Below are 26,493 nucleotides of genomic sequence, written 5' to 3'. Positions count from 1 at the left end.
CCCAATTTTCCCTGATCGGCGGGAACCTTTTCCGATTGCAGCCGTCCAAGCTGTGGGGCCGCTTAACCTATGCGGCTCATTGCAGGGGAGGATCCCGATGATGTCGCACGTGCGTAAGCTCGAACGTGTCGCGGTGGCGCAGGCGCCGGTCGAACGGCCGGACAGGGCGGAGGTCGAGCAGGCGGTCCGGACCATGATCCGCTGGGCCGGCGACGATCCCGGGCGTGATGGCCTGCGCGAGACGCCGGACCGGGTCGCACGCGCCTTCGAGGAGTATTTCTCCGGATACGCGCAGGACCCGACCGAGATCCTGCAAAAGACCTTCGAGGAGATCGAAGGCTATGACGAGATGATCGTGCTGCGCGGCGTTCGCTTCGAGAGCCATTGCGAGCACCATATGGCGCCGATCGTCGGCCGCGCCTGGGTCGCCTATATTCCGCAGGGGCGCGTCGTCGGCATCTCCAAGCTTGCGCGCGTGGTGGACGTCTACGCCAAGCGGCTCCAGATCCAGGAGAAGATGACCGCGCAGATCGCCAATACCATCAACGACGTGCTCAAGCCGGAAGGCGTCGGCGTCATCATCAAGGCGACGCATCATTGCATGACCACGCGCGGTGCGCACAAGCCCGAGACCGATCTCGTCACCAGCCGCATGCTGGGCGTGTTCCGCGACAATGCGCTGACGCGCCAGGAGCTGCTGGGGCTCGCCAATTCGGACGATTGACCCGCGCGCGCAAGAAGGAGGCGTCGCCATGGCCGAGGACAACAAGCCGAGCGGACCCGATCTGAGCAAGAGCGTATCGCTGAGCGCGTTCAAGGACGGCAAATTGCTCGGTCACGTCGGCGAGGAGGACGTCCTGCTGGTGCAGGCGGGCAGCGAGATCTTTGCGATCGAGCCGGCCTGCAGCCATTATCACGGTCCGCTCGCCGAGGGCCTGGTGGTAGGCGATACCATCCGCTGTCCCTGGCATCATGCCTGCTTCTCCTTGCGCACGGGCGAAGCCACCCGCCCGCCGGCGTTGAATGCATTGGCGGTCTGGGAGGTCACGCGCGATGGCGACAGCATCGTCGTTCGGCGTAAGCGCGAGGCGCTGACGCCGCCGGCCGCACATCGCAGCGCGCCGACGTCGGAGAAGTTCGTCATCGTCGGCGGCGGCGCCGCCGGCTTCTCCGCCGCCGAGACGCTCCGGCGCGAGGGCTTTGCCGGCGCCATCACCATGCTGAGCAATGACGGCGCGATGCCGGTCGACCGGCCCAACCTCTCCAAGGATTACCTCGCGGGCAACGCGCCGGAGGATTGGTTGCCGCTGCGCGACGAGGGCTATTACCAGGACGCCGGCATCGATCTCAGGCTCAACACCGACGTCGTCACGATCGATGCGAAGACGCGCAGCGTCACGCTCCGAAATGGCGACAAGCTGCCGTTCGACCGGCTGCTGCTCGCGACCGGCGCCGAGCCGGTCAAGCTGCAGATTCCCGGCGCGGACCAGCCGCATGTTCACACCTTGCGCTCCGTCGCCGACAGCCGCGCCATCATCAAGGCCGCAGGAAGTGCCAGGCGCGCGCTGGTGATCGGCGCCAGCTTCATCGGTCTCGAGGTCGCGGCCTCCTTGCGGGCCCGCAAGATCGAGGTGCATGTGGTCGCGCCGGAGGAGCGGCCGATGCAGAAAGTGCTCGGCGCCGAGATGGGCGATTTCGTCCGGTCCCTGCACGAGGAGAACGGCGTCGTCTTCCACTTGAAGGATACGGTGGAGAGGCTCGACGGCATGCGCGCGACGCTGAAGAGCGGGGCCGTCATCGAGGCTGACCTCGTCGTCGTCGGCATCGGCGTCAAGCCGCGCCTCGCGCTCGCCGAGCAGGCGGGGCTGGCGGCCGATCGTGGCGTCAGCGTGAGCGAATATCTGGAGACCAGCGTGGCCGGCATCTTCGCGGCCGGCGACATCGCCCGCTGGCCCGATCCGCATTCGCGGCAGACCATCCGCGTCGAGCACTGGGTGGTGGCGGAGCGGCAGGGGCAGACGGCGGCGCGCAACATGCTTGGCAGGCGCGAGCGCTTCGACGCCGTGCCGTTCTTCTGGAGCCAGCACTACGACGTGCCGATCAACTATGTCGGGCACGCCGAGAACTTCGACGACATCGCGATCGACGGCAGCATCTCCGGAAAGGACTGCCTGTTGAAGTACCGCAAGGGCGGTCGCGTGCTCGCGGTTGCTTCAATTTATCGCGATCTCGATAATCTCAAGGCCGAATTGGAGATGGAGCGCTCACGCGGCTGAAGCCGGGGCGCCCGATCTTGATTTGCGTCAACGTTGCGGCGGGTAAGGGCTGATCTGCTGGCTGTTGTCCCGGTGCGGTGCGTGCTATCCTGGCGTGTGCCCGCGGGCTTCGCATGCAGGAGTGGCCAATGACAAGTGCTTCAGATGCACCTCACCCTTCCAGTCTCGGCTCGGGTATCTCGGCGCTACATGCCAAATGGGGCTGGATCGTCGCCCTCGGCGTCGTTTACCTCATCGCCGGCTTCGTCGCGCTCGGCAGCATGATGATGGCAACGGTGGCGAGCGTGATCGTGGTCGGCGCGATGATGATCGTTGCCGGCGTGACCGAGGTGATCGGCGCATTCCAGATGAAGAGCTGGGGAAGATTCCTGATCTGGGCCTTGCTTGGTGTGCTCTACATTGTAGCCGGCTTCCTCACCTTCGCGAATCCGCTCTTTGCCGCCGTGCTGCTCACTCTCTTTCTCGGCGCTTCGCTGCTGGCCTCTGGCGCAGTCAGGCTGTTTCTCGCTTTCAGCATGAAGCGCGAGAGCCCGTGGGTCTGGGTGGCGCTGTCGGCCGTCGTCACGCTGCTGCTCGGGCTTTTGATCCTGGCGCGCTGGCCGGTGAACAGCGTCTACATCCTCGGCCTGTTTCTCGGCATCGACCTGATCATGGCGGGTGCGGGCTGGGTCAGCCTTGGTCTCGGCTTGAAGTCGCGCCGCTAGCTCCTGCGCGCTGAGTGCCGGGCCATCAGCAACTCGACGCAAGACCACCTCGCCGAACTCCGCTGAGCTGGCGCGCTGACAAAAAAGCAGCGCGCCGTGCGTTCACGCCACGATCTCGTGCGGCGACAATCATCGGAGAGAAACCATGAAAGCCGCTCTGGTCCTGGCCGCAGCGCTGGCTGCCGCCTGCCTGTCGACGCCTGTCTCCGCGCAGAAGTCCTACGGTCCCGGCGTCAGCGACACCGAGATCAAGATCGGCAACACGATGCCCTATAGCGGACCGGCTTCGCCGCTCAGCATCACGGGCCGAGTCATCGCGGCCTATTTTGACGAGGTCAACGACAAGGGCGGCGTGAACGGCCGCAAGCTCAATCTGATCTCGCTGGACGACGCGTTCTCGCCGCCCAAGACCATGGAGGCGGCGCGGCGCCTCGTCGAGGGCGACGGCGTTGCCTTCATCTTCGCCACCATGGGCACGGCGCCGAGCTCGGCGATCGCGAAATATCTCAACAGCAACAAGGTGCCGCAGCTGTTTTTGATCAGCTCGGCCTCGAAGTGGAACGATCCGGCCAACATGCCCTGGTCGATGGCGCTGCCCTGGGCGCCGAACTATACCAGCGAAGCCGCGATCGACGTCGCCTATGCCCGCGCCAAGAACCCGAATGCGCGCTTTGCGGTGCTCTATCAGAACGACGATGCCGGCAAGGAATATCTGCGCGGCGTCAAGGAAGCCCTTGGGGCCGACGCCGACAAGGCGATCGCGATGGCCTCGAGCTTCGAGGTCGCCGATCCCACCGTCGATTCCCAGGTGCTGACGCTGGCGAGCACCAAGGCCGACGTCTTCATGATCTATTCGGTGACGCCGCGCGCCTGCGCGCAGGCGATCCGGAAAGCCCATGAGGTCGGCTGGCACGCGATGCGCTTCATCGCGAGCGGCTGCGCCAACAAGGCAACCGTGATGGTGCCCGCGGGCCTCGATGCCGGGAAGGGCGTGCTGTCGCTCGGCGCGCTCAAGCCGTTCGTCGAGACGCCGAAGGACGATCCGGCGATGTCGGCCTATATCGACTTCATGAAGAAGCGCCTGCCCAATGCCGACGTCAACAACGTCGCCGGGCTCTACGGCTACACCGTCGCCGAAGCGCTGGTGGTGCTGCTGAAGCAATGCAAGGACAACCTCACGCGCGAGAACATCATGGCGCAGGCCGCCAACCTGAAGAACGTGCCGCTGTCGCTGCTGATGCCCGGCATCACCCTCAACACCACGCCGCAGGATTTCCGGCCGATCAAGGACGGCTACATGCTCCAGTTCGACGGCAACGACTGGGTTATCGCGAGCGAGCTGTTGCGCGGGACGTGAGCGGTATCTCTCCGCGACTCAGAAATCGTGGGGTGGGCAAAGGCGCCTTGCGCCGTGCCCACCACCTCTCTCGGTCGCAAACAATGCGTGGGCACGCTTCGCTTTGCCCACCCTACGACACTGACGCGCGACGAGGCGAACAGGAGGACCCATCATGGACTTTCAACACTCTCCCCGTTCGCTGGAGCTTCAGGACCGCGTCCGCCAGTTCATGCGGACGCATGTCGAGCCGGTCGAGGAGCTCTATTACGAGCAGGTGAAGCCGGACGCCGCGCGCTACAAGACGCCGCCGGTGCTGCAGGACCTGAAGAAGCTCGCGCGCGAGCAGGGGCTCTGGAACCTGTTTCTATCCGGCGAGCACGGACCGGGCCTCACCAACCTCGAATACGCGCCCGTGAAGGAGATCATGGGGCGCATCCTCTGGGCGCCAGAGGTGTTCAACTGCTCGGCGCCCGACGTCGGCAACATGGAGGTGCTGGCGAACTACGGCACCAAGGCGCAGCAGGAGCGCTGGCTGAAGCCGCTGCTGGAGGGGCGCATCCGCTCCGGTTTCTCGATGACCGAGCCGCAGGTCGCTTCCAGCGACGCCACCAACATCCAGTGCGCCATCACGCGTGACGGCAGCGACTACGTCGTCAACGGGCGGAAGTGGTTCACCTCGGGCGCGATGAACGAGGATTGCGAGATCCTGATCGTGATGGGCAAGACCGCGCCCGACGATCCCGACCGTCATCGCCAGCAATCCATGATCCTGGTGCCCAGGAACACGCCCGGCGTGCGCATCGTCCGCGACATGCTGACCTACGGCTATGACGACGCCCCGGTCGGCCACCCCGAGATCGTCTACGACAATGTCCGCGTGCCCGCCGAAAACATCCTGCTCGGCGAGGGGCGCGGCTTCGAGATAGCGCAGGGGCGGCTCGGTCCCGGCCGTATCCATCATTGCATGCGGCTGATCGGATGCGCCCAGCGTGCGCTCGAACTGATGTGCCAGCGCGCGGTGTCGCGTGTCGCCTTCGGCAAGCCGCTCGCCGAGCAAGGCTCGGTGCGCGAGGACATCGCGCACTCCTTCTGCGAGATCGCGCAGGCGCGCCTGCTGACGCTGCAGGCCGCCGACAAGATGGACCGCGAGGGCAACAAGGCCGCGCGCGACCTGATCGCCGCGGCCAAGATCGTGGTGCCCAGCATGGCCGCCCGCGTCATCGACCGCGCCATCCAGATCCACGGCGCCGCCGGCGTCTCGCAGGACACCTTCCTCGCCCGCGCCTACGTCTACGCCCGCTTCATCCGCATCGGCGACGGCCCGGACCAGGTGCACCTGGCCGCGGTGGGGAAGGAGCTGATCAGGCGCGGCGGGGTGATGGGGTAGGGCCCACATCGCGGTGCGCCGTGATGACATCCTGCCGGTGTGGTGCCCGACGAGTCAAAGCGGGTTCGTAAAATCCGCAAGCCGGCGCGCCGCTAACTCATTGATTTCGCTGCTGTCGGCTACTGTGCATGGGGTTGTTTTCGCGCTTTTGGGGGGCGCGGGAGCCGCCGACGGCTTCGCAAGGCCCGGTCCGCGCCGTCACCCCGCCTTGGCAATCCGCCCGTCCGCCGACCCCGCGCGCAGGTTCTGGAAGAACGTCTCCACCTCGCGCGACAGCGTGTCCGCGGTCTCGGCGACGCTGCCCGCCGCCGTCAGCACCGAGGATGCCGCCGCATCGGTCTCGCCGATGGCGTCGCGCAGCGAGGTGATGTTGGCGACCAGCGTCTCGTTGCCCTGCGCGGCGCTCTGCGCGTTGGACGAGATCTCGCGCGTGGCGGCGTCCTGCTGGCCGACGGCTCCGGCGATCGCCGAGGTCACCTCGTTGATCTCGCGTACCGCGCCGCCGATCTCGCGCACGGCGTCGACCGCGTTGCGGGTCGAGGCCTGGATCATCGCGACGTTCTCGCTGATCTCGGCGGTGGCCTTGGCGGTCTGGCCCGCGAGCGCCTTCACTTCATGGGCGACCACGGCAAAGCCGCGGCCGGCATCGCCGGCGCGCGCGGCCTCGATGGTGGCGTTGAGCGCCAGGAGATTGGTCTGCTCGGCGATGGCCTGGATCAGATTGAGCACGCCGTCGATGCGCTGCGTGGCCGCGGCAAGGCTCTCGATCTCGGAGATCGACTTCTCGGTGCGCTGGCCGGTCTGCTCGACCGCGCCGGCGCTCTGCCGCACCTGGCGGCCGATCTCCACCACCGAGGCGGACAGTTCCTCGGCCGCGCCCGCCACCGCCGTGACGTTGTGCGCGGCCTGCGCGGTGGCGTTCGCCGCCGTGCCGGCGCGGCTGTTCGCATCCGCGGTGACGCGGGTGATGGTCTGCGCGGTCTGGCGCATGACGGAGGCGTTGTCGCTGAGGCCGCGCATGATCGCGCCGATCGCCTCGCGAAATTGCTCGACGGATCGCTCGATGTGGCGGGCGCGCTCCTCGCGGGCGGCGGAGTCCTGCGAGACCTGCGAGGCGAGGTTGCGGTTGCGGCGCATGGCTTCCTGAAAGACCTGGATCGCGCGGGCGAGCGCGCCGATCTCGTCGGCGCGGTCGGAGTGCGGCACCACGACGTCCTCGGTGCCGTCGGCGACCTGCTTGATGGTCGCGGTGATCGCGGCGAGCGGCCTGGCGATCGAGCGGGCGATGATGACGATGCCGATCACGACCAGGGCCAGCGCCACGCCGCCGAGGCAGGTCAGCACGAAGGACAATCCATGGTTGGCCGCGGTCTGCTGCGCGATCTGCCTGGCCCGCTCGGCATAGACCTTGGACAGCGCCTCGAGATCCTTGTTCAGCGCCGAGCGCACGGCGCGGTTGGCGTCGTTGTCGCCCCATTCGCGGCCCGCGGCCGCATTGATCTCGACGCCGCGGCGCACCAGCTCCTTGCGGAACTCGACGAATTGCTCGATACGTTTCTTGAAGGTAGCGAACTGCTCGGCATCGTCGGCCTTGACGATGGTCTCCCAGCGCTTCACGACGTCCAGGATCTGCGCGTTGAACTTGAGCAGGCCGTCGCCGTATTTCTTCACCACGGCGGGCTCGGTCGACATGTAGACGCCGCGCGATTCCATCACGACCGCATAGACCAGCGAGTTGACCCGCTCGACGTTCAGCGCGGCGGCGTTCGCCGTCTCGATCGCGTTGGTCAGGTCGGCGCTGCGGCGGCTGTTGTAGTCGGACAGCGTGGCGATCGCCGCCGTGAGCAGTGCGAACAGCGTGAAGATCGCATAGAGCTTGGTGGCAAGCGTGAAGCGGCCTGCCAGCTTGGCGGCATTCCCAGATCGGTCTGATGTCATGGTACTCAGGGGGCCGGAATGGCCTGAAACGGCCGGTGAACGGGGGCGTGTAAAATTGATGCAAAACTATGCAGAACGAAGATGGATGCCGCGTTAACGCGTCGGTCGGCTCTGTTGGCCATTGCTCGAAGGAAAGCTATGATATTTCAGCGTCTTGATCCGCGGATATAGTGTCCGGACAGTCTTGGGCTCGGCCAGCGGCCGACGAACCCCGGAGAGGCCCTTGGTCTACCGCCACACCATCGACGCCACGACCTACACGTTCCCGGACCTGCGCGATCTGCTGGCCAAGGCGACCCCGCCGCGCTCCGGCGACCGGCTGGCCGGGATCGCCGCCGACACCGCCGAGCAGACGATCGCGGCCCGGATAGCGCTCGCCGACGTCCCGCTCGGCCAATTCCTGCAGGAAGCGGTCATCCCCTATGAGGCCGACGAGGTCACCCGCCTCGTCATCGACAGCCACGACGCGGCGGCCTTCGCGCCGGTGGCATCCCTGACGGTTGGCGCCTTCCGCGACTGGCTGCTGTCGGATGCCGCAACGCCCGAGGTCCTGCGCAGGCTGGCGGGCGGCATCACGCCGGAGATGGCGGCTGCGGTGTCGAAGCTGATGCGCAACCAGGACCTGATCCTGGCGGCGCGGAAATGCGAGGTCACCACCGCCTTCCGCAACACCATCGGCCTGAAGGGGCGGATGAGCACGCGGTTGCAGCCCAACCATCCATTCGACGATGCCAGGGGCATCACCGCCTCGATCCTCGACGGCATCCTGCTCGGGGCGGGCGATGCCTGCATCGGCATCAATCCGGCGAGCGACGATCCGGCCGTGATCGCGCAATTGCTGCGCCTGCTCGACGAGATCATCGCGCGGCTGACGATTCCGACGCAGGCCTGCGTGCTGACCCATGTCACGACGACGCTGTCGCTGATCGGGCAGGGCGTGCCGGTCGATCTCGTCTTCCAGTCGGTCGCCGGCACCGAGGCCGCCAACCGCAGCTTCGGCATCGACCTTGCGCTTTTGCGGGAGGCGCAGCAGGCCGGGCTGTCGCTGCGGCGCGGCACCGTCGGGCAGAACGTGATGTATTTCGAGACCGGCCAGGGCTCGGCGCTGTCGGCGGGCGCCCATCACGGCGTCGACCAGCAGACCTGCGAGGCGCGCGCCTATGCGGTCGCCCGCGCCTTTGCCCCGCTCTTGGTGAACAGCGTGGTCGGCTTCATCGGCCCGGAATATCTCTATGACGGCAAGGAAATCATCCGCGCCGGGCTGGAGGATCATTTCTGCGGCAAGCTGCTCGGCCTGCCGCTCGGGATCGATATCTGCTACACCAACCACGCCGAGGCGGACCAGGACGACATGGACAACCTGCTGACGCTGCTCGCCGCCGCCGGCGTCACCTTCATCATGGGCGTCCCCGGCGCCGATGATGTCATGCTGAACTACCAGTCGACGTCTTTTCACGACGCGCTCTATGTCCGTGACGTCTTCGGCTTGCGCCGCGCCCCGGAATTCGACGATTGGCTGGCGCGGTCGGGCATCGCGGGCGCCGATTTCCGGATTGCCGGCGATGCGGGCCTGCTGCCCGATTTTGCCTCGCGGCTGATCGCCTGAGCGAAGGAAGGCCCTTCTCAGGAAACCATTTGGCGCCCGCGGGATTATGCTTTCGCCACAATATTGAGAAATTCCGGCGGCAGCATTACGCTATGTGTCTGGCTGGCAATTTCCGCAACCAGGTCGAGCGTGGCGGGGGAGCTTAGATGCGAGCTGAAAGTAACGGAACGTCCCGGCGGATCCTCTGTGTGTTTCCGCGCTACACCTCCTCGTTCGGTACGTTCGAGCACTCCTATCCGCTGACCGATGGCGTCCGAGCCTTCATGCCGCCGCAGGGGCTGTTGCTGATCTCGGCCTATCTGCCGCAGGATTGGCAGGTCAAATTCGTCGACGAGAACCTCCGCCGCACGACCAGGGAAGAGTTCGAATGGGCTGAGGCGGTCTTCGTCAGCGGCATGCACATCCAGCGCCAGCAGATGAACGACATCTGCCGCCGCGCGCATGAGTTCGACCTGCCGGTTGCACTCGGCGGCCCCTCCGTCAGCGCCTGTCCCGACTACTACCCGTCATTCGACTATCTCCATGTCGGCGAGCTCGGCGATGCCACCAACCAGCTGATCGAGATCCTGTCGCGCGACACCTCCCGCCCAGAGAGCCAGGTGGTGCTGACCACCAAGGATCGCGTGCCGATGACGGAATTTCCGATCCCGGCCTACGAGCTTGCCGACGTGAAGAAATATTTTCTCGGCAGCATCCAATATTCCAGCGGCTGTCCCTATCAGTGCGAGTTCTGCGACATCCCGGGCCTCTACGGCCGCAACCCGCGCATCAAGACGCCGCAGCAGATCATCGCCGAGCTCGACCGCCTGCGCGAATGCGGCATGACCGACACGGTCTATTTCGTCGACGACAATTTCATCGGCAACCGCAAGGCGGCGCTGGACCTGTTGCCGCATCTGATCGAATGGCAGAAGCGGACCGGCTACGTGGTCCGGCTGGCCTGCGAGGCGACGCTCAACATCGCCAAGCGGCCCGAGATCCTCGAGAAGATGCGCGAGGCCTACTTCATCACCATCTTCTGCGGCATCGAGACGCCCGATCCCGACGCGCTGAAGGCGATGCAGAAGGACCACAACATGATGGTCCCGATCCTGGAAGGCGTGCGCACTATCAACTCCTACGGCATGGAGGTCGTCTCGGGCATCATCATGGGGCTCGACACCGACAAGCCGAATACGGGGGATGCGCTGCTCGCCTTCGTCGAGGAATCGCGCATTCCGCTGCTCACCATCAATCTGCTGCAGGCGCTGCCGAAGACGCCGCTGTGGGACCGGCTCGAGCGCGAAGGCCGCCTGATCCACGACGACGGCCGCGATTCCAACGTCGATTTCCTGCTGCCTTATGATGAGGTCGTCGCCTCCTGGAAGCAGGCCATGGCGCTCGCTTACGCGCCCGAGAAGGTCTACGCCCGCTACCAGCATCAGTGCGATCATGTTTACACGCAGCGTCTCAAGGTGCCGGTGCCGGACGAGATGAAGACCTGGCCCAACATCCGCCGCGGCCTCGTCATGCTGCGCAACATCTTCTGGAAGGTCGGCGTGCTCGGCGACTACAGGCGCGTGTTCTGGAAGTTTGCGCTGGGACGCATCAAGCGCGGCGATCTCGAAGGCCTGATCGGATGCACCCTGATCGCGCATCATCTCATCACCTTTGCGCGCGCGGCCTCCAGCGGCAGGCAGAACGCCTCGAACTACTCGATCCGGCTGCGCGAGGCCGCCGTTCCCGCCGAATGAGCGACAAGTCCGTTCCGGCCCGCCCAACCATTGACCTCAGGTCATTCACGCCCGCGCGCGTTGCCCTGGGCCGCACTGGTGCAAGCGTGCCGACCAAGGCGCTGCTCGACTTCACGCTCGACCATGCCCGCGCCCGCGATGCCGTGCATGCCGCCTTCGATGCGCCGCGCCTGCTCGCCGATCTCGGCGCGCTGGGACTTGCCGTCACCGAGGCGAGGAGCCAGGCGGTCGACCGCAGGGACTATCTGCGGCGGCCGGATCTGGGGCGACGGCTCGAGCTCGGCTCGGTCGAGGTTTTGACGCGCGCGGCTTCCGCGCCATGCCAGCTCGCGCTGGTGATCGGCGACGGGCTGTCCGCGGCGGCGGTCCACGCCCATGCGGCGGCCCTGGTGAAGCGCCTGCTGCCGTTGCTGGCGGAAGGGGATGCTGTCGCGCTCGGCCAGGTCGTCGTCGCCTCAGGCGCGCGCGTTGCGCTCGGCGACGAGATCGGCGCCATTCTCGGCGCGCGCATGGTCGTGACGCTGATCGGCGAGCGGCCCGGCCTGTCGGCGCCGGATAGTCTCGGCGCCTATCTGACTTTCGCGCCGAAGCCCGGCCGCACCGATGCCGAGCGCAATTGCGTGTCCAACATCCACGAGGCTGGGCTCAGCTATGACGAGGCCGCCTTCAAGATCGCCTGGCTGGTCCGCGAGGGGCTGGCCCGGCAGGTCAGCGGCGTGGCGCTGAAGGACGAGAGCGCGGACCGCGCGCCGCGTCGAATTGGCACATTTCCCCCGGATGACCGGGGGCAGGGACCCGAAATCGCCACATCTTGATCGATTCGCCCGCACTTCGCCTGCTTGCGAGAAGGGCAATTGACCTGCTAAACCCCTCGCGGCGATTTTCCGCGCATTTTCAAAGGGCAAGCCTCCCATTGGTATGGCGTTTTCAAGCCGTTCGCGGGGGCGCAATAAGCTCTCAAGACCGAGCCGATTTAGGAACTGGATAAGGCATGCTCGAAAAGCACAGCGAGAATGAGGTTCATGTCGACAAGGTCGAGCAGGGACCTGCGTCCTCGATCGCCTTCGGGCTGGAGCGCCTCGGGCTGATCGCCGTCCGGGCGCCGATCGTCTCCTGCATCGTCCTGCTCGTCCTGATCGTCGGCGCCGTGTTCGGCATCCACAGGATCAAGATCGACGATTCGCTGTCGCAGCTGTTCCGCTCCGACAGCCGCGAATTCAAACAATATGAAGAGGTGACGAAGAAGTTCCCGGCCGAGGAGTTCGACGTCCTTGTCGTGGTCGAGGGCAAGAACCTGCTGGCGCGCAACAATCTGGAGAAGCTGCGCGACTTCGTTACCGACCTGCAATTGGTCGAAGGCACGCGTGGCCTCGTCTCGCTGTTCTCGGCGCGTCAGGCGCCGGCACCGGGCAAGCTGCCGGCGGCGCTGTTCCCGGCCGAGCTGCCCGAAGGCGCCGACTACGACAAGTTCATCGAGACCGTCAAGAACAACGAGATCATCCGCGGCAAGCTGCTGTCGGAGGACGGCACGCTGGCGCTGGTCGTGCTCTCGCTCGATCCGGAGGTGGTCGCTTCCAACAAGCTGACCAAGACCGTCGCCGATATCCGCGCGCTGATGAAGGAGACGCTCGGGGACACCGGCCTCAACGTGCAGCTCTCCGGCGTGCCAGTGATGCAGCTCGAGATCCGCAACGCGGTCGAGCGCGACGGGCTGACCTACAACATCCTCGGCATCCTCGCCGGCTGCATCATCGCCATCATCTTCTTCCGCAAGATCTCGTTCATGATCGCGGCGGCGTTCCCGCCGATGATCGCGATCCTGCTGGCGCTCGGCGCGCTCGGCTGGGCCAATTTCAACCTCAACATGTTCCTGAACGTGATGACGCCGCTCATCATGGTGATCAGCTTCTCGGACTCGATGCAGCTCACTTTCGCCGCGCGCGACCGGCTGATCGCAGGCCAGGACAAGTTTACCGCATTCAAGAACGCGGTGCTGGTGGTGGGCCCTGCCTGCGTGCTGACGCACGGCACCGCCGGCATTTCCTTCATCGCGCTGCAATTCTCGGACTCCGACCTGATCCGCAAGTTCGGCGAGGCGGGGCTCGCCGCCACCATCATCGCGCTCGTCGCGGTGCTGTCGCTGGTGCCCGTGTTCGGCGTGCTGTTCGTGCGCAACGAGAAGGTCTTTGCAGTCAAGTTCCAGGGCGCCGATGCCGGCGTGCAGGCGCTGCGCAATTTCTGCTACTGGATCGCGGTGCGCATGGTCGGCCGGCCCGGCCTGTTCAGCCTGATCGCGGTGCTGTTCGTCGGCGGCCTCGGCGTCATCTACGCCAATCTGGAGCCGCGCTACCGGCTCGCCGACCAGGTGCCGGACAAGCGCCAGGCGGTCGCCGCCAGTGACCGGCTCGATGCCAAGCTGACCGGCGCCAATCCGGTCAACGTGCTGATCGTGTTTCCGAAGGGGCAATCGCTCTATTCGCCGGAGACGCTCCAGACCATCGCCGAGGTGCACGCGACGGTCGAGAAGTCCGCCGGCGTCGGCAACGTGTGGTCGCTGGAGACGCTGCGTCGCTGGCTGACGGAAAAGGCCGGCAGCGCCGACGTCGCGACGCTGAAGGAATATGTCAGCGTCATCCCCGAGCATCTGGTGCGTCGCTTCATCGACGCCGAGCAGGACGCGGTCGTCGTCGCCGGCCGCGTGCCGGACAAGGATTCCAGCCAGTTGCTGCCGATCGTCGACAAGCTCGATTCCGAGCTCGACGGCGTCCGCAAGAAGCATCCGGGCTACGAAATCGCAGTGACCGGTCTCGCCGCCATCGCCGCGCGCAACTCGGCCAACATGATCGAGAAGCTGAACCACGGTCTCACGATCGAATTTGCGCTGGTCGCGATCTTCATCGGCCTCGCCTTCCGCTCCTGGGTGGTGACGCTCGCCTGTATCCTGCCGGGCATCTTCCCCGTGGTGATGTCGGGCACGGTACTGTGGGCGATGGGCGAGGGGCTGCAATTCGCCAGCGTCGTCGCGCTCACCGTCTCGTTCGGCCTCGGACTCAGCGCCACCATCCACTTCCTCAACCGCCTGCGGCTGGAGAACAAGCCCGGCGTCGGCTCGGCGCTGGCGGTGGAGCGGGCGACCGTGCTGGTCGGCCCGGCGCTGATTCTGACCACGGTGGTGCTTGCCTGCGGCCTCGTCGTCACCGTGTTCTCCGACCTGCCGTCGCTCAGGCTGTTCGGCTGGCTCAGCGCCTTCTCGATGGTGATGGCCCTCGTCGCCGACCTCTTCATTCTCAGGCCGACGGCGATGTGGCTGATCAACCTGCACGACAGGCTGCAGGGGACCGACAAGCCGGCGATTTAGCCGTCATCGCGCCTTCACCACGGCGCCCCCGCGACGCGGTCAGGCACCGCTCTCGCCCCGTGCGGAACTGCCGAGGTTTTTTCGGCAGTTGACGAACCTTTGCCCTGCCAGCCTGTTCAACCCTAGGTGTGGCCTGCCGACATCGTCAATTCGGCAAACACGCGCGAGCGTGGCAGGCTAAATGGCTTCGGCGACAGCAGCTCTGAGGAGGGGTGGCATGTGCCTTGAGCCCGATCCAGCTTCATCGGGCCTGGCTGCAATTCCCCGGCGCGACGCGGCCGCGCCGGATTGGATGAAAGTCGTGCTCGTAACCGCGACGGTGGGCGTGTTCGCCGTCGCCACCGGGCTGTCGTCGCCGCTGCTCGCGCTGGTTCTCAAGAGCGAGCAATTCAGCGGCGTTCTGCTCGGCGCGAATGCCGCGATGATGCCGATGGGGCTTCTGACCTCCGCGCTTTGCGTGCCGCGCCTTGCCCAGCACATCGGTGCCCACAAGGCTGCCGTCGGGCTCGCGCTGACCGCGGCCGCAGCGCTTGCCCTGATGATGATGTTTCGCACGCTTTGGATCTGGTTTCCGGCGCGGTTCGCACTCGGGCTCGCCATCGGCGGTTTCTACATCGTCAACAAGGCATGGTTGAACGAGATTGCCGTGTCGGTCTATCGCGGCCGCATCATGGGACTTTATGCGGCCATCCTGGCCGCCGGTTTCTCGCTCGGCCCCTTCGCCCTTGCGCTGACCGGCTCTTCGGGGTGGCCGCCATTCGCGGTCGGCATTGTGGCCCTGCTGACTGCATCGCTGATCACGGCCATCTTCGCGCACCGGTTGCCCGGCTTCTCGGTCAAGGAGCGCATGCCGACCATGAGCTTCCTTCCGCGCGCGCCCGTGCTGCTCGCTGCGGTCGGGGCCTTTGGCTTGTTCGATCATGCCACGCTGAGCTTTCTGCCGGCGTTCGGGATGAGGAACGGCTATTCCGAGCAGGCCATGGCGATCGGCCTCGCCGTGCTTAATGGCGGCAACGTGTTCTTGCAAGTTCCGGTCGGCTGGCTTGCGGATCGGTTTCCGCGACGGCTCGTGCTCTTCGGGCTTGCAGCCGCGACCGCAGCCGGCGCCGTGCTGCTTGTTCTTGCCGTCCAGCGGGGACCGCTCATGCTGTTCGTGTTGCTGTTTGTCTGGGGTGCATGCGCCTATGGCGTCACCACGGTCGCGCTTGCCGAGCTAGGCGATCGTTTCAGCGGTTCGACTTTGCTGGCAGGCAGCGCGGCCTTCACGCTCAGCGGCGGCATCGGCGGCATGTTGGGCGGCCCGCTCACCGGCGCGGCTGTCGACACTGCCGGCGACAGCGGCTTGATCCTGGTCCTGGCGGGTGCCTACGGACTGCTTGGCCTGCTGGTCGCAATGGTCCCGCTCACGCGTCGATCCGCACGACCCCGTAGGGATTGAACTTGAGGTCGCCCGCGGCGTAGTCCTGCTCGTGCGACAGCGTGAGCTTGCGTGTCGGGTCCATCTCGGCAGATTCCGCCTGAGTTCATGTCAACAAAAAGCCCCCGGCTCGGCAGAACCGGGGGCCATGATCCTTTCAAGCGGGACGGGATCAGCTCTTCGTCATGGTGATGTTGACGCCGCGGATCTCGCCCTTGGAGGAGATCTGCACCGTTTGCTTGGTGCCGTTGGTGCGCAAAGAGAGGTTGGCGGCAAAGCCGTTGGCCTCGACGAACACGTCGATCTGGCCGCCGCCGGCGGTGCCCTGGAGATTGCCGAAGATGTTGCGGCTGGACTCGCTCCAATTGCCGGAGATGCGCTCGCCCTGGCTCGTCACATCGCTGGTGAGATCGAACTTGTAGCTGTCGGATGCGCAGTGCAGGGCCTGCTTCAGGTTGAGGCCGCTGCCGGCGACCTTGTAGTCGGCCTTGCAGCGAATGCGCTCGGTGGATCCGTCGGACAGCGACACCGTGCCGGTGCCGGTCCATGCGCCGTCGAAACCGGCAAACGGGCCGGACGACTGAGCGTGGCTTGCCGAAACCGAGAAGAGCAGCGCCGCCCCGATGCCGGCCGCCTTGATTGCCAGTCCAGATCGCCCAAAGAATGTCATCTCAAATATCCCGTTTTAGAACGACGCCCGCTTACGCGTGATAACGTCTCGCCACATCGAAAGTTTAGTGCTCCGAGCCAGTGGCAGGTTCAAAGCCAGGCCGCCAGAGATGGCCATTCACGAAGCCTCGCGCCAGGCCCGGGGCCCCCGGTCTGCGCAGTTTCGGGAGGTTTCCGGCGGCAAAGGCGGGATGGAGAGATGCAGCTCTGCAACAGGTCCGCAGCAAAACGCGGCGTCCTTGAATTATGACGTAGTATCAACCTCTTACATCTGCCAATGAAGGTTGAGGGAAGACCTGATTTGGTGGACGCGGCGCCAATTTGGCCGCATTTGCCAGTGCTTGTGCCTTCTCTGAAAGCCGCTATGTCCGCGGCGATTTGCCATCAGAACAAGCCGTTCCGGTCGTCCGCCCTGTGCAGTCCGGGTCCGGTGCGATTCTGCCGCCAGAATGAAGGAATACAATGCGTAAGCTTCTCGTCGCTCTCACCCTGCTGTCGGCATCTGTTTCGACGGCGGCGTTCGCCCAGCAGGGGCGTGGCACGGACGCCGAGCAGAAAGCCTGCACGCGCGACGTGCAGAAGTTCTGCCGTCCGGTTATCGACCAGGGCGATTTCACCATCCTGGCCTGCCTCAAGGAGAACCGCTCCAAGATCTCGCAGGCCTGCGACCAGGTGCTGAAGAACCACAACCAGTAAGCTCGGCCACTGGCCCACAAGGCGGCCCCGGGGCCGCCTTTTCGGGCCCTTTCGCCAAGGGCAGCCATCGAGAGACAGGATTGGTTTTGCGGCCGTATTCCCCTATATGGGGGCCGCGGCGGATCGCCGGCACGAGCCCGCGAGCGAACAAGCCCTTTCTATCCAAACGATTGTAAGCCAGCCCTCGATGACCTCTGCGAGCGAATTGCGATCCGGCAAGGGAGACCGCGACGAGAATTTTCCCGTCGCGTCCTGGATCATTCATCCGCGTCATCGTGCCCTGATCCTGGCGTACTATAATTTCGTCCGCACCGCCGACGACATCGCCGACCACGCCACGCTCCCGCCCGACCAGAAACTCGCTTATCTCGACCTGCTGGAGGCGGAGCTGCTCGGCAAGGGCGATACCCAGGCCGAGGCCGTCAGTTTGCGGCATGCGCTCGCCGAGCGCGGCATGGCGCCGCGCCATGCCCTCGACGTGTTGACCGCGTTCCGCATGGACGTGACCAAGCTGCGTTACGAGACCTGGGACGAGGTCATCCACTATTGCCGCTATTCCGCGATGCCGGTCGGCCGCTTCATGCTCGACGTCCATGGCGAGAGTACCTCGACCTGGGCCGCATCGGATGCGCTCTGCGCGGGCCTGCAGATCAACAACCACCTGCAGGATTGCGGCAAGGATTTCCGCGAGCTCAACCGCGTCTATCTGCCGCGCGATGCGCTGGCGGCACACGGCGCCTCGGTCGAGCAGCTCGGCCTTGCCCAATCGCCGCCGGCGATGCTGGCCTGCCTGCACGGGCTTGCCGCGCGCAACGAAGCGCTGCTCGACGAGGGCAGGTCGCTGGCTGCCGAGATCCGGGATCTTCGCCTCGGCGTCGACGTCGCGGTGATCCAGGCCTATGCCGACCGCATCGTGCGCCTCTTGAAGGTGCGCGATCCGCTGCGCGAGCGGGTGCATCTGAACAAGTTCGAGCTGCTCGTCTTCAGCCTTGCCGGGATGCTCCGTGAGGCCGGCCGCCGCGCGATAGGACGCAAGGCCATTTCCAGACCGGGGACTGCCCATGACGCTTGAGGCGACCTCGCCCGGCGCCAGTTATGGCTCGACCGCATCAGGCAGCTCCTTCTACGCCGCGATGCGCATCCTGCCGCATGACCAGCGCGAAGCGATGTTCCAGATCTACAGCTTCTGCCGCCAGGTCGACGACATCGCCGATTCCGACGGCCCGCGCGAGGAGCGGCTCGCCGCGCTTCAGGAATGGCGCAACGACATCGAGGCGCTCTATCAGGGCAATCCGCCGCCGCGGCTGAAGGATTACGTCGCCTCGGTGAAGGCCTTCGGCCTCAAGCGCGAGGATTTCCTGGCGATCGTCGACGGCATGGAGATGGACGTGCCGCAGGACATCCGCGCGCCCGACATGGCGACGCTGGATCTGTATTGCGATCGCGTCGCCAGCGCGGTGGGACGGCTGTCGGTGCGGGTCTTTGGCCTGCCCGAAGAAGACGGCATCCAGCTCGCCTATCATCTGGGCCGCGCGCTTCAGCTCACCAACATCCTGCGCGACATCGACGAGGACGCCGGCCTCGGCCGGCTCTATCTGCCGCGCGAGGCGCTGCTGCATGCCGGCATCACCTCCAGCGATCCGAACCGCGTGATCGCCGAGCGCGCGTTGCCGAAGGTCTGCCTGCCGCTGACGCAGCGTGCGAAAGCGCATTTCGAGAAGTCGGACGAGATCATGAACCGCAACAAGCGCCGCGCCGTGCGCGCGCCGCGGATCATGTCGAAATATTATCATTCCATTCTGGATCTGCTGATTGCGCGCGGTTTCAACGCGCCGCGCCAGCCGGTGCGTGTGTCGAAGGTCACACGCATCGCCATCCTGCTCCGTTACGCTTTCATCTGATGCAAAAGACAGCTCACATCATCGGTGCTGGAATTTCCGGCCTCTCCGCCGCCGTGCGGCTCGCCAATGCCGGCTTCAAGGTCGCCGTGCACGAGGCCACGCACCAGGCCGGCGGCCGCTGCCGTTCCTATTTCGACGGGGCCACCAACCTCACCATCGACAACGGCAATCATCTGCTGCTGTCGGGCAACAGCCATGCGCGCGCCTATGCGCGCGCGATCGGCTCCGAGGCGGGCTTGGTCGGCCCCGAGAGCGCGCAGTTTCCGTTCGTCGACATCAAGACCGGGCAGCGCTGGCAGATCGATCTCGGCAGCGGTCGGTTGCCGACCTGGGTGCTCGACGAGAGCCGCCGCGTGCCCGACACGGGCCTTGCCGATTACCTGAAGCTGGCGCCGTTGATCTGGGCGTCGGAAGAGACATTGGTCGGCAAGTCGATTCCTTGCGAAGGCGTGCTCTATCAGCGCCTGGTGCAGCCGCTGCTGCTCGCAGCCCTCAACGTCGATCCGCCCGAGGGCTCGGCGGGGCTTGCCGGCGCGATCGTGCGCGAGACGCTGCTTGCCGGCGGGCAGGCCTGCCGTCCGCTGATCGCGCGCGACGGTCTCAGCGCCGTGCTGATCGAGCCCGCGGTGAAGTTCTTGGCTGAACGTGGCCACATTGTTCAGCTCGGCCATGAGCTGCGCTCGTTCGCGACCGGCGACGGCAAGGCCAGTGCGCTGCATTTCGGCGGCGAGGATGTGATCCAGCTCGGTGAGGGCGATGTCGTCGTCATGGCGGTGCCGCCGCGCGCCGCCGCCAGCCTGCTGCCCGGCCTGAAGACGCCGACGGAATTCCGCGCCATCGTCAATGCGCATTTTCGCATCACGCCGCCGCCGGGTTCGGCGCCGATCCTCGGCGTGATCGGCGGCATCGTGGAATGGCTGTTCGCGTTCCCGAACCGGCTTTCCGTCACCATCAGCAATGGCGACCGTCTGGTCGACATGCCGCGCGAGGAACTCGCGCAGGCGGTCTGGAACGATGTCTGCAAGGCGGGCGGCGTGTCCGGCGAGCTGCCCCCTTGGCAGATCGTGCGCGAGCGCCGCGCCACATTTGCGGCGACGCCGGCGCAGAATGCCCTGCGTCCGGGGCCGGTCACCGCGCTGAAAAACCTGTTCCTTGCGGGGGATTGGACTGCTACGGGATTGCCTGCAACCATCGAGGGGTCGGTCCGGTCCGGTGATCGCGCCGCCGATCTGGTTCTGGCCGCCAAAGCATCCTGAAAGGCGGCCCTGACGGGCAGACGTCCCGGCCAATTTCAATCCACTATCGGAGCAATCGAGCGAGATGGATTCCGTGAACGCGACCAGCCGCGAAGCCCTTCAACAGGAGGCCTTGCAACCGGGGACCTTGCAACCGGGCATCTTGGAATCGAGCATTGCATCGGCGACGCAGGGCGTCCTCGAACTCCAGCAGGCGGACGGCCATTGGGTGTTCGAGCTCGAGGCCGACTGCACGATTCCGGCCGAATACGTCCTGTTGCGCCACTATCTCGCCGAGCCGGTCGATGCCGTGCTCGAAGCCAAGATCGCCAACTATCTTCGCCGCATCCAGGGCGCCCATGGCGGCTGGCCGCTGGTGCATGACGGCGAGTTCGACATGAGCGCCAGCGTGAAGGCCTACTTCGCGCTGAAGATGATCGGCGATTCCGTCGACGCCCCGCACATGGTGCGTGCGCGCGAGGCGATCCATGCGCGCGGCGGTGCGATTCACAGCAACGTCTTCACCCGCTTCCTGCTTGCGATGTACGGCGTGGTGACCTGGCGCGCGGTGCCGGTGCTGCCGATCGAGATCGTGCTGCTGCCGTTCTGGTCGCCGTTCCACCTCAACAAGATCTCCTATTGGGCGCGCACCACCATGGTGCCGCTGATGGTGCTTGCAGCGCTGAAGCCGCGCGCGAAGAATCCGAAGGGCGTCGGCATCGACGAATTGTTCCTGCAGGATCCGCGCTCGATCGGCATGACCGCCAAGGCGCCGCACCAGAGCATGGCCTGGTTCCTGCTGTTTCGTTCGCTCGACGCGATCCTGCGCGTGATCGAACCGCTGTTTCCCAAGAGCCTGCGCAAGCGTGCCATCGACGCCGCACTCGCCTTCACCGAGGAGCGCCTCAACGGCGAGGACGGCATGGGCGCGATCTATCCGCCCATGGCCAACATCGTCATGATGTACGACGCGCTCGGCAAGGACGAGAATTATCCGCCGCGCGCGGTCACGCGCCGGGGCATCGACAAGCTGCTCGTGATCGGCGAGGAGGAGGCCTATTGCCAGCCCTGCGTCTCACCGGTCTGGGACACGACGCTGACGGCGCATGCGCTGCTGGAGGCGGGCGGCGACAAGGCGGTGCCAGCCGCCAAGCAGGGCCTCGACTGGTTGATCCCGAGGCAGGAGCTCGAGCTGAAGGGCGACTGGGCGGTGAAGCGGCCCGACGTGCGTCCGGGCGGCTGGGCCTTCCAGTACAACAACGCGCATTACCCAGATCTCGACGACACCGCCGTGGTGGTGATGTCGATGGACCGCATGCGCCGCGAGCACGGCGCCACCGGCTACGACACCGCGATCGCCCGCGGCCGCGAGTGGATCGAGGGCATGCAGAGCGACGACGGCGGCTGGGCCGCCTTCGACGTCAACAATCTCGAATATTACCTCAACAACATCCCGTTCTCCGACCACGGCGCGCTGCTCGATCCGCCGACCGAGGACGTCACGGCGCGCTGCATCTCGATGCTGGCCCAGCTCGGCGAGACCGCGAAGACCAGCAAGCACGTCGCCGACGGCGTCGCCTATTTGCGCAAGACCCAGCACCCCGAGGGGTCCTGGTACGGCCGCTGGGGCATGAACTTCATCTATGGAACCTGGTCGGTGCTCTGTGCCCTCAACATGGCCGGCGTCGACCACAAGGACCCCATGATTCGCAGAGCCGCCGCCTGGCTGGCCTCGATCCAGAACAAGGACGGCGGCTGGGGCGAGGATGCCGTCAGCTACCGGCTGGACTACAAGGGCTGGGAAGCTGCCCCCTCGACTGCCTCGCAAACGGCATGGGCCTTGCTTGCCCTCATGGCGGCAGGCGAGGTTGATCACCCGGCCGTTGCCCGCGGGGTGGAGTACCTGATTGCAACACAAAACAAAAAAGGACTGTGGGACGAGCAGAGGTACACCGCCACAGGCTTCCCCCGCGTGTTCTATCTACGTTATCATGGTTACCCAAAGTTCTTTCCGCTGTGGGCGTTGGCGCGGTATCGGAACTTGCGGAACACCAACAGCAGGGTGGTAGGGGTCGGAATGTGACTTTGGGGACGGGGGACTATTTTACCGCGGGTCAGGCCATCGACCCGCGGCCGATACTGATCGTGACCGGACTGGTGCAGGAGGCCCGCATCGCGGCCGGGCCGGGAATGGCCGTCATCTGTTCATCCAGCAGCCCGACGCAGTTGCGGGCGCTTCTGACCGTGGTGGATCCTGAAACGATTCGCGGCGTGATCTCGTTCGGCGTCGCCGGCGGGCTCGACCCGAGCTTGCGCTCCGGCGACGTCGTGCTGGCGACCGAGGTGCTGTCCGGCGACACCCGCTGGGCCGCGGGGCTCTCGCTCGGCGACGATCTGATCGACCGCCTGACGTCGGGACGCCGCCGCGTGGTGCGCGGCAGCCTCGCCGGCGCCGAGGAAGTGGTCACCAAGCGCTCCTGCAAGGCGGCGCTGCATTCTGAGACGGGCGCCGCTGCCGTCGACATGGAAAGCCACATCGCCGCCGCCTACGCCGCCGAAGCCGGACTGCCCTTTGCCGCGGTTCGCGTCATCAGCGACCCCGCTCACCGCGCGCTGCCGGCGATTGCCCGCGCCGCGATCAAACCGAACGGCCAGATCGACCTCGCCGCCGTGCTGCGCGGCATCGTGCGCAATCCGGCAACGCTGCATGCCCTGGTCTCGACCGGCATCGACTTCAACCGCGCGCTGCGGAGCCTGCGCGGCTGCCGCGACTATCTGATCGGGACGGAGCTGATCGAGAGCGAGCCGCTGGTTTCGAAGGCGGCCTGAGCGGCGTCTTCGAGCTAATGAGATGAAAGGCCCGGTCGCATCGGCGATCGGGCCTTTTTGCTTTCCGGCAACACCACGCATCAAAGACCCCGTATGGCCGATGGGAGAGGCCGGCAGACGTCTCCATGAAGCGTCGGGCAAAACAGGCGGATACCCGTCAACCCCTTCCCGCAAAAATATTCCACTTTCCCGAATTTCGGATTTGTGGCATAGAGCCTCCATCCCGGCCCTTGCCAGAGGGGCGCTTCGCGATCGTCACGAGATGCGGGTCGGGGTGCGGTGGACGCGGTAGCGCCGGCGCGACAGGCGGTGACAGGGGCGGGCGACCGTAGAGTCACGCGCGGCGCGCAACGACACGGCGTGGTCACAGCGGCTTCGGTCGTCGTCGGAGGTGAGCACACGCGAGCTCCCGGCGATCAGGTCGAACCGTCCGCGGACGGAGAAGTCGTGTGGTCCCGACGCCCGGGGTTCTGGCGTCAAATCTCGCCGTGATGCCGCGGCCAACCGGCACGCGCATCGGCCAGCGGCGAGGCGACGGGGGCAATAGTGCAACGCTCCCCGAGGAGAGCACGAAGGACACCGTTAAAACCATCCGCGCAGGGAAGGCCGGGCGACCGGCATCACCTGTGATCCACCCCGTGTGCATCTTTCGTTGCGCACGGATCGCGGGTGCCGCCGGCGCCCGGCCTTCCCTGCGCCCTCTGGTCTTTCGAGGGCGGTGAACACGAGCAAGACTCGGGCAAAAGGTGCCGCGAGAATGCGGATGTGCGTCTGCGATGAAGAGAGCGTATGGCAAGAGCAAGCTGGTGCCGCCCACTCCGTCATTGCGAGCGCAGCGAAGCAATCCAGAATCGTTCCTCGGAGGCAGTCTGGATTGCTTCGCTGCGCTCGCAATGACGGGGCGGATAGCGTGGCTCAATCACCAATCAAAAAGGCCCGGTCGCGATCGCGGCCGGGCCTTTGTCGTGAGAGTTGAGTGCGTCCGCTCTTATGCCGCCGTCGAAGCCTTCTGTGCGGCCTTCGCCTGCGCGGCCTCGGCCTCGTCCTTGCGGATCTCCGAAAGCTTCTTCTGGACCTGCTCGGAGAAGATGTACTGCGCCGGGCGCTGCTTCGACATGTCGATCTCCGGCGCCATCGGGCCCGAGGTCTTAATGCCGCGCAGCGACACCCACATCGCCTTCAGCGGGTTGTTGAGGGCGGCGGTCGCCGCCGTCGGCTCGTAGCCGCAATGGGCCATGCAGTCGGCGCACTTCTCGTAACGGCCGGTGCCGTAGCTGTCCCAGTCGGTGGTCTCCATCAGCTCCTTGAAGGTCTTGGCGTAGCCTTCACCGAGCAGATAGCAGGGCTTCTGCCAGCCGAAGATGTTGCGCGCCGGCATGCCCCACGGCGTGCACTCGTATTCCTGGTTGCCGGCAAGGAAGTCGAGGAAAAGGGCCGAATGCATGAAGTTCCACTTCTTGCCCTTGCCCATCGCAAAGACGTCGCGGAACAGCTTCTTGGTCTTGGTGCGGTTGAGGAAGTGCTCCTGGTCCGGCGCGCGCTCATAGGCATAGCCCGGCGACATCGAGACGCCGACGCCGAGCTCGACGGTGAGGTCCAGGAACTTGGCGATCTCCTCGGCCGGATGGCCGTCGAAGATGGTGGCGTTGACGTTGACGGTGAAGCCGCGTGCCTTCGCCGCCTTGATCGCGGAGACGGCGCGGTCGAACACGCCCTTCTGCGACACGGCCTTGTCGTGGTGGTCGCGCAGGCCGTCGAGATGCACGGAGAAGAACAAATAAGGGGAGGGCTCGAACAGATCGAGCTTCTTCTCGAGCAGCAGCGCGTTGGTGCAGAGCGAGACGAACTTCTTGCGCGCGACGAGGCCGCGCACGATCTCGCCGATCTCCTTGTGGATCAGTGGCTCGCCGCCGGGAATCGCCACCATCGGCGCGCCGCACTCGTCGGCGGCGTCCCAGCACTCCTGCGCGGTCATGCGGCGGTTGAGGATCGCATCCGGATAATCGATCTTGCCGCAGCCGACGCAGGCGAGGTTGCAGCGAAACAGCGGCTCCAGCATCAGCACGAGCGGGTAGCGCTTGCGGCCAAGCAGTCTCTGCTTGAGCAAATAGCCGCCGATACGCATTTCCTTGAAGAACGGGATAGCCATTACGAGTTTCTTTCTGGGCTTTTGAATTCGGGTGGGTCAGCTCGCGGCCAGTTGGGCCGGAAGCCGGAATTCGATGTTTTCCTCGCGGCCCGGCAAAACCTGGACCTTCACCGGTCCGATCCGCCGCATCGCTTCGATGACGTCATCCACGAGTACCTCGGGCGCCGAGGCGCCGGCCGTGATGCCCACGGTCCTGGCATTCTTCAGCCACTCCGGATCGAGCTCGCTGCCGTCGGCAATCAAATAACTCGCGACGCCGGCCTCGGTGCCGATTTCGCGAAGCCGGTTCGAGTTCGAGCTGTTGGCGGCGCCCACCACCAAGATCACGTCGACCAGCTTGCTCAAGTCCCTTACCGCAGATTGGCGGTTCTGTGTCGCATAGCAGATATCCCGGATATCCGGGCCTTGAATATCTGTAAAGCGGGCCTGAAGGGCCGCAATGATGTCCTTGGTGTCGTCGACCGACAGGGTGGTCTGGGTGATGTAGGCCACTGGCGTATCCGCCGGCAGCGTCAGCGCCTTAACCTCTTGAACGCTCTGGACAAGCAGCACGGGGGCGGGAACCTGGCCCATCGTGCCCTCGACTTCGGGGTGTCCGGCATGGCCGATCAGGATCAGCGTGCGGCCCTTGGTGATGTAGCGCTTCCCCTGATTGTGAACTTTCGTGACCAGGGGGCAGGTGGCGTTGAGCACCGGAAGGTCGCGCGCGGCGGCCTCTTCCTCGACGCTGCGGGCGACGCCGTGGGCGCTGAACACCGTGACCGACTTCGGCGGGACCTCGGACAATTCCTCAACGAAGATTGCGCCTTTGTTCTTCAGGCTCTCGACGACGTACTTGTTGTGCACGATCTCGTGGCGCACGTAGACGGGCGGGCCGTACTTCTCCAGCGCCCGTTCCACGATCTCGATCGCACGCACCACGCCCGCGCAGAAGCCGCGCGGCTGCGCCAGATAAACTTCCATGGGTTGCCCATCACGCAAGTTGCACCAATCCGCTTCAAAGTCCCCGGCGGCATGCCGATACTGACCAATGAGTTGCAATATCCGCACCATTGGTTCGCGCACGCGGTAGCCGCCCACCCCCGGTCGGGGCTCCGGCGCATGGAGGCGCAGTACTTTGTGTCAAAAAATCGGCAGCAAGGAAAGGTCAAATGAAACCTCCAGCCACGATCGAGGCCTTTTTGCGGTATTATAGTAGTTAGATTTCCCCAAGCGGCAAGCGCGTCGAAAGTGCCCAGTCTTTCGTCACTTTCCCG

At 65.5% G+C, this 26,493-nt stretch carries 20 protein-coding genes; 16 read left to right on the top strand and 4 right to left on the bottom strand.

Features of this window, described 5'->3' with window-relative positions:
• Positions 1-97: 97 nt before the first annotated feature.
• The 5 genes from folE to D6B98_RS07470 all read left to right on the top strand — a co-directional run bounded on the left by folE (position 98) and on the right by D6B98_RS07470 (position 5,706).
• Positions 98-724: a GTP cyclohydrolase I FolE gene (folE, locus tag D6B98_RS07490; protein ID WP_126256363.1), complete on the top strand. Its 627-nt coding sequence runs from the start codon at positions 98-100 to the stop codon at positions 722-724.
• A gap of 28 nt (positions 725-752) precedes the next feature.
• Entirely contained in the window at positions 753-2,276 is a 1,524-nt protein-coding gene (locus D6B98_RS07485; protein WP_126256361.1) for an FAD-dependent oxidoreductase, read from the top strand.
• 128 nt (positions 2,277-2,404) lie between these two features.
• Positions 2,405-2,980, top strand: a complete 576-nt coding sequence (locus D6B98_RS07480) for an HdeD family acid-resistance protein (protein ID WP_126256359.1) — start codon at positions 2,405-2,407, stop codon at positions 2,978-2,980.
• A 145-nt stretch (positions 2,981-3,125) separates the two neighbouring features.
• Complete coding sequence (locus tag D6B98_RS07475) at positions 3,126-4,337, top strand: ABC transporter substrate-binding protein (RefSeq protein WP_126256357.1); 1,212 nt, start codon at positions 3,126-3,128, stop codon at positions 4,335-4,337.
• Positions 4,338-4,491: 154 nt separating this feature from the next.
• Positions 4,492-5,706: an acyl-CoA dehydrogenase family protein gene (locus tag D6B98_RS07470; RefSeq protein ID WP_126256355.1), complete on the top strand. Its 1,215-nt coding sequence runs from the start codon at positions 4,492-4,494 to the stop codon at positions 5,704-5,706.
• A gap of 198 nt (positions 5,707-5,904) precedes the next feature.
• Here D6B98_RS07470 and D6B98_RS07465 read toward each other — a convergent pair whose 3' ends face one another.
• On the bottom strand, positions 5,905-7,644 hold the full coding sequence (locus tag D6B98_RS07465) for a methyl-accepting chemotaxis protein (protein WP_126256353.1): 1,740 nt from the start codon (positions 7,642-7,644) through the stop codon (positions 5,905-5,907).
• 223 nt (positions 7,645-7,867) lie between these two features.
• Here D6B98_RS07465 and D6B98_RS07460 point away from each other — a divergent pair, with 223 nt between their 5' ends.
• The 5 genes from D6B98_RS07460 (at position 7,868) to D6B98_RS07440 (ending at position 15,779) form a co-directional block, all read left to right on the top strand.
• Positions 7,868-9,250 (top strand): ethanolamine ammonia-lyase subunit EutB, encoded by a 1,383-nt coding sequence (locus D6B98_RS07460; protein WP_126256351.1) that lies wholly within the window; start codon positions 7,868-7,870, stop codon positions 9,248-9,250.
• A 146-nt stretch (positions 9,251-9,396) separates the two neighbouring features.
• Positions 9,397-10,983 (top strand): B12-binding domain-containing radical SAM protein, encoded by a 1,587-nt coding sequence (locus D6B98_RS07455; protein WP_126256349.1) that lies wholly within the window; start codon positions 9,397-9,399, stop codon positions 10,981-10,983.
• Positions 10,980-11,798: an ethanolamine ammonia-lyase subunit EutC gene (gene eutC / locus D6B98_RS07450; RefSeq protein ID WP_126256347.1), complete on the top strand. Its 819-nt coding sequence runs from the start codon at positions 10,980-10,982 to the stop codon at positions 11,796-11,798. The genes D6B98_RS07455 and eutC overlap by 4 nt, the downstream gene beginning before the upstream one ends.
• A 176-nt stretch (positions 11,799-11,974) precedes the next feature.
• Positions 11,975-14,341 (top strand): efflux RND transporter permease subunit, encoded by a 2,367-nt coding sequence (locus D6B98_RS07445; RefSeq protein ID WP_126256345.1) that lies wholly within the window; start codon positions 11,975-11,977, stop codon positions 14,339-14,341.
• 217 nt (positions 14,342-14,558) lie between these two features.
• Positions 14,559-15,779, top strand: a complete 1,221-nt coding sequence (locus D6B98_RS07440) for an MFS transporter (protein ID WP_164718458.1) — start codon at positions 14,559-14,561, stop codon at positions 15,777-15,779.
• Between the two features lie 151 nt (positions 15,780-15,930).
• Here D6B98_RS07440 and D6B98_RS07435 read toward each other — a convergent pair whose 3' ends face one another.
• Positions 15,931-16,428: a hypothetical protein gene (locus D6B98_RS07435; protein WP_126256341.1), complete on the bottom strand. Its 498-nt coding sequence runs from the start codon at positions 16,426-16,428 to the stop codon at positions 15,931-15,933.
• Between the two features lie 461 nt (positions 16,429-16,889).
• On the opposite strand from D6B98_RS07435, the gene D6B98_RS07425 reads away from it, so the two are divergent.
• From D6B98_RS07425 to D6B98_RS07400, 6 genes are all read left to right on the top strand, one after another.
• A complete protein-coding gene (locus D6B98_RS07425; protein ID WP_126256339.1) occupies positions 16,890-17,123 on the top strand; it encodes a hypothetical protein in 234 nt (77 codons plus the stop codon).
• Between the two features lie 187 nt (positions 17,124-17,310).
• The gene (gene hpnC, locus D6B98_RS07420) at positions 17,311-18,195 is read left to right on the top strand and encodes a squalene synthase HpnC (RefSeq protein ID WP_126256338.1); all 885 of its coding nucleotides are present in this window, start codon (positions 17,311-17,313) and stop codon (positions 18,193-18,195) included.
• Positions 18,185-19,024 (top strand): presqualene diphosphate synthase HpnD, encoded by an 840-nt coding sequence (gene hpnD / locus D6B98_RS07415; protein WP_126256336.1) that lies wholly within the window; start codon positions 18,185-18,187, stop codon positions 19,022-19,024. Before hpnC ends, hpnD begins: the two co-directional genes overlap by 11 nt.
• Positions 19,024-20,280, top strand: a complete 1,257-nt coding sequence (hpnE, locus tag D6B98_RS07410) for a hydroxysqualene dehydroxylase HpnE (protein ID WP_126256334.1) — start codon at positions 19,024-19,026, stop codon at positions 20,278-20,280. Before hpnD ends, hpnE begins: the two co-directional genes overlap by 1 nt.
• A gap of 64 nt (positions 20,281-20,344) precedes the next feature.
• The gene (gene shc / locus D6B98_RS07405) at positions 20,345-22,342 is read left to right on the top strand and encodes a squalene--hopene cyclase (RefSeq protein WP_126256332.1); all 1,998 of its coding nucleotides are present in this window, start codon (positions 20,345-20,347) and stop codon (positions 22,340-22,342) included.
• The gene (locus D6B98_RS07400) at positions 22,276-23,088 is read left to right on the top strand and encodes a phosphorylase (protein WP_126256330.1); all 813 of its coding nucleotides are present in this window, start codon (positions 22,276-22,278) and stop codon (positions 23,086-23,088) included. The genes shc and D6B98_RS07400 overlap by 67 nt, the downstream gene beginning before the upstream one ends.
• 988 nt (positions 23,089-24,076) lie before the next feature.
• Here the strand turns inward: D6B98_RS07400 and hpnH are convergent.
• Both hpnH and ispH read right to left on the bottom strand, forming a co-directional pair.
• Positions 24,077-25,237, bottom strand: coding sequence for an adenosyl-hopene transferase HpnH (gene hpnH, locus D6B98_RS07390; RefSeq protein WP_126256328.1), 1,161 nt, complete (start codon positions 25,235-25,237; stop codon positions 24,077-24,079).
• Between the two features lie 36 nt (positions 25,238-25,273).
• Positions 25,274-26,200: a 4-hydroxy-3-methylbut-2-enyl diphosphate reductase gene (gene ispH / locus D6B98_RS07385; RefSeq protein ID WP_126256752.1), complete on the bottom strand. Its 927-nt coding sequence runs from the start codon at positions 26,198-26,200 to the stop codon at positions 25,274-25,276.
• Between the last annotated feature and the right edge of the window lie 293 nt (positions 26,201-26,493).

The sequence above is a fragment of the Bradyrhizobium sp. LVM 105 genome (assembly GCF_003957705.1).
Lineage (GTDB): Bacteria > Pseudomonadota > Alphaproteobacteria > Rhizobiales > Xanthobacteraceae > Bradyrhizobium > Bradyrhizobium frederickii.
This window is presented reverse-complemented; position numbering and strand designations above follow the sequence as displayed.

What these genes read in the sequence shown, in the direction of transcription:
- folE (WP_126256363.1), top strand. Translation starts at nt 98, where the DNA reads ATGATGTCGCACGTGCGTAAGCTCGAACGTGTCGCGGTGGCGCAGGCG.
- D6B98_RS07485 (WP_126256361.1), top strand. Translation starts at nt 753, where the DNA reads ATGGCCGAGGACAACAAGCCGAGCGGACCCGATCTGAGCAAGAGCGTA.
- D6B98_RS07480 (WP_126256359.1), top strand. Translation starts at nt 2,405, where the DNA reads ATGACAAGTGCTTCAGATGCACCTCACCCTTCCAGTCTCGGCTCGGGT.
- D6B98_RS07475 (WP_126256357.1), top strand. Translation starts at nt 3,126, where the DNA reads ATGAAAGCCGCTCTGGTCCTGGCCGCAGCGCTGGCTGCCGCCTGCCTG.
- D6B98_RS07470 (WP_126256355.1), top strand. Translation starts at nt 4,492, where the DNA reads ATGGACTTTCAACACTCTCCCCGTTCGCTGGAGCTTCAGGACCGCGTC.
- D6B98_RS07465 (WP_126256353.1), bottom strand. Translation starts at nt 7,644, where the DNA reads ATGACATCAGACCGATCTGGGAATGCCGCCAAGCTGGCAGGCCGCTTC.
- D6B98_RS07455 (WP_126256349.1), top strand. Translation starts at nt 9,397, where the DNA reads ATGCGAGCTGAAAGTAACGGAACGTCCCGGCGGATCCTCTGTGTGTTT.
- eutC (WP_126256347.1), top strand. Translation starts at nt 10,980, where the DNA reads ATGAGCGACAAGTCCGTTCCGGCCCGCCCAACCATTGACCTCAGGTCA.
- D6B98_RS07445 (WP_126256345.1), top strand. Translation starts at nt 11,975, where the DNA reads ATGCTCGAAAAGCACAGCGAGAATGAGGTTCATGTCGACAAGGTCGAG.
- D6B98_RS07440 (WP_164718458.1), top strand. Translation starts at nt 14,559, where the DNA reads ATGTGCCTTGAGCCCGATCCAGCTTCATCGGGCCTGGCTGCAATTCCC.
- D6B98_RS07435 (WP_126256341.1), bottom strand. Translation starts at nt 16,428, where the DNA reads ATGACATTCTTTGGGCGATCTGGACTGGCAATCAAGGCGGCCGGCATC.
- D6B98_RS07425 (WP_126256339.1), top strand. Translation starts at nt 16,890, where the DNA reads ATGCGTAAGCTTCTCGTCGCTCTCACCCTGCTGTCGGCATCTGTTTCG.
- hpnC (WP_126256338.1), top strand. Translation starts at nt 17,311, where the DNA reads ATGACCTCTGCGAGCGAATTGCGATCCGGCAAGGGAGACCGCGACGAG.
- hpnD (WP_126256336.1), top strand. Translation starts at nt 18,185, where the DNA reads ATGACGCTTGAGGCGACCTCGCCCGGCGCCAGTTATGGCTCGACCGCA.
- hpnE (WP_126256334.1), top strand. Translation starts at nt 19,024, where the DNA reads ATGCAAAAGACAGCTCACATCATCGGTGCTGGAATTTCCGGCCTCTCC.
- shc (WP_126256332.1), top strand. Translation starts at nt 20,345, where the DNA reads ATGGATTCCGTGAACGCGACCAGCCGCGAAGCCCTTCAACAGGAGGCC.
- hpnH (WP_126256328.1), bottom strand. Translation starts at nt 25,237, where the DNA reads ATGGCTATCCCGTTCTTCAAGGAAATGCGTATCGGCGGCTATTTGCTC.
- ispH (WP_126256752.1), bottom strand. Translation starts at nt 26,200, where the DNA reads ATGGAAGTTTATCTGGCGCAGCCGCGCGGCTTCTGCGCGGGCGTGGTG.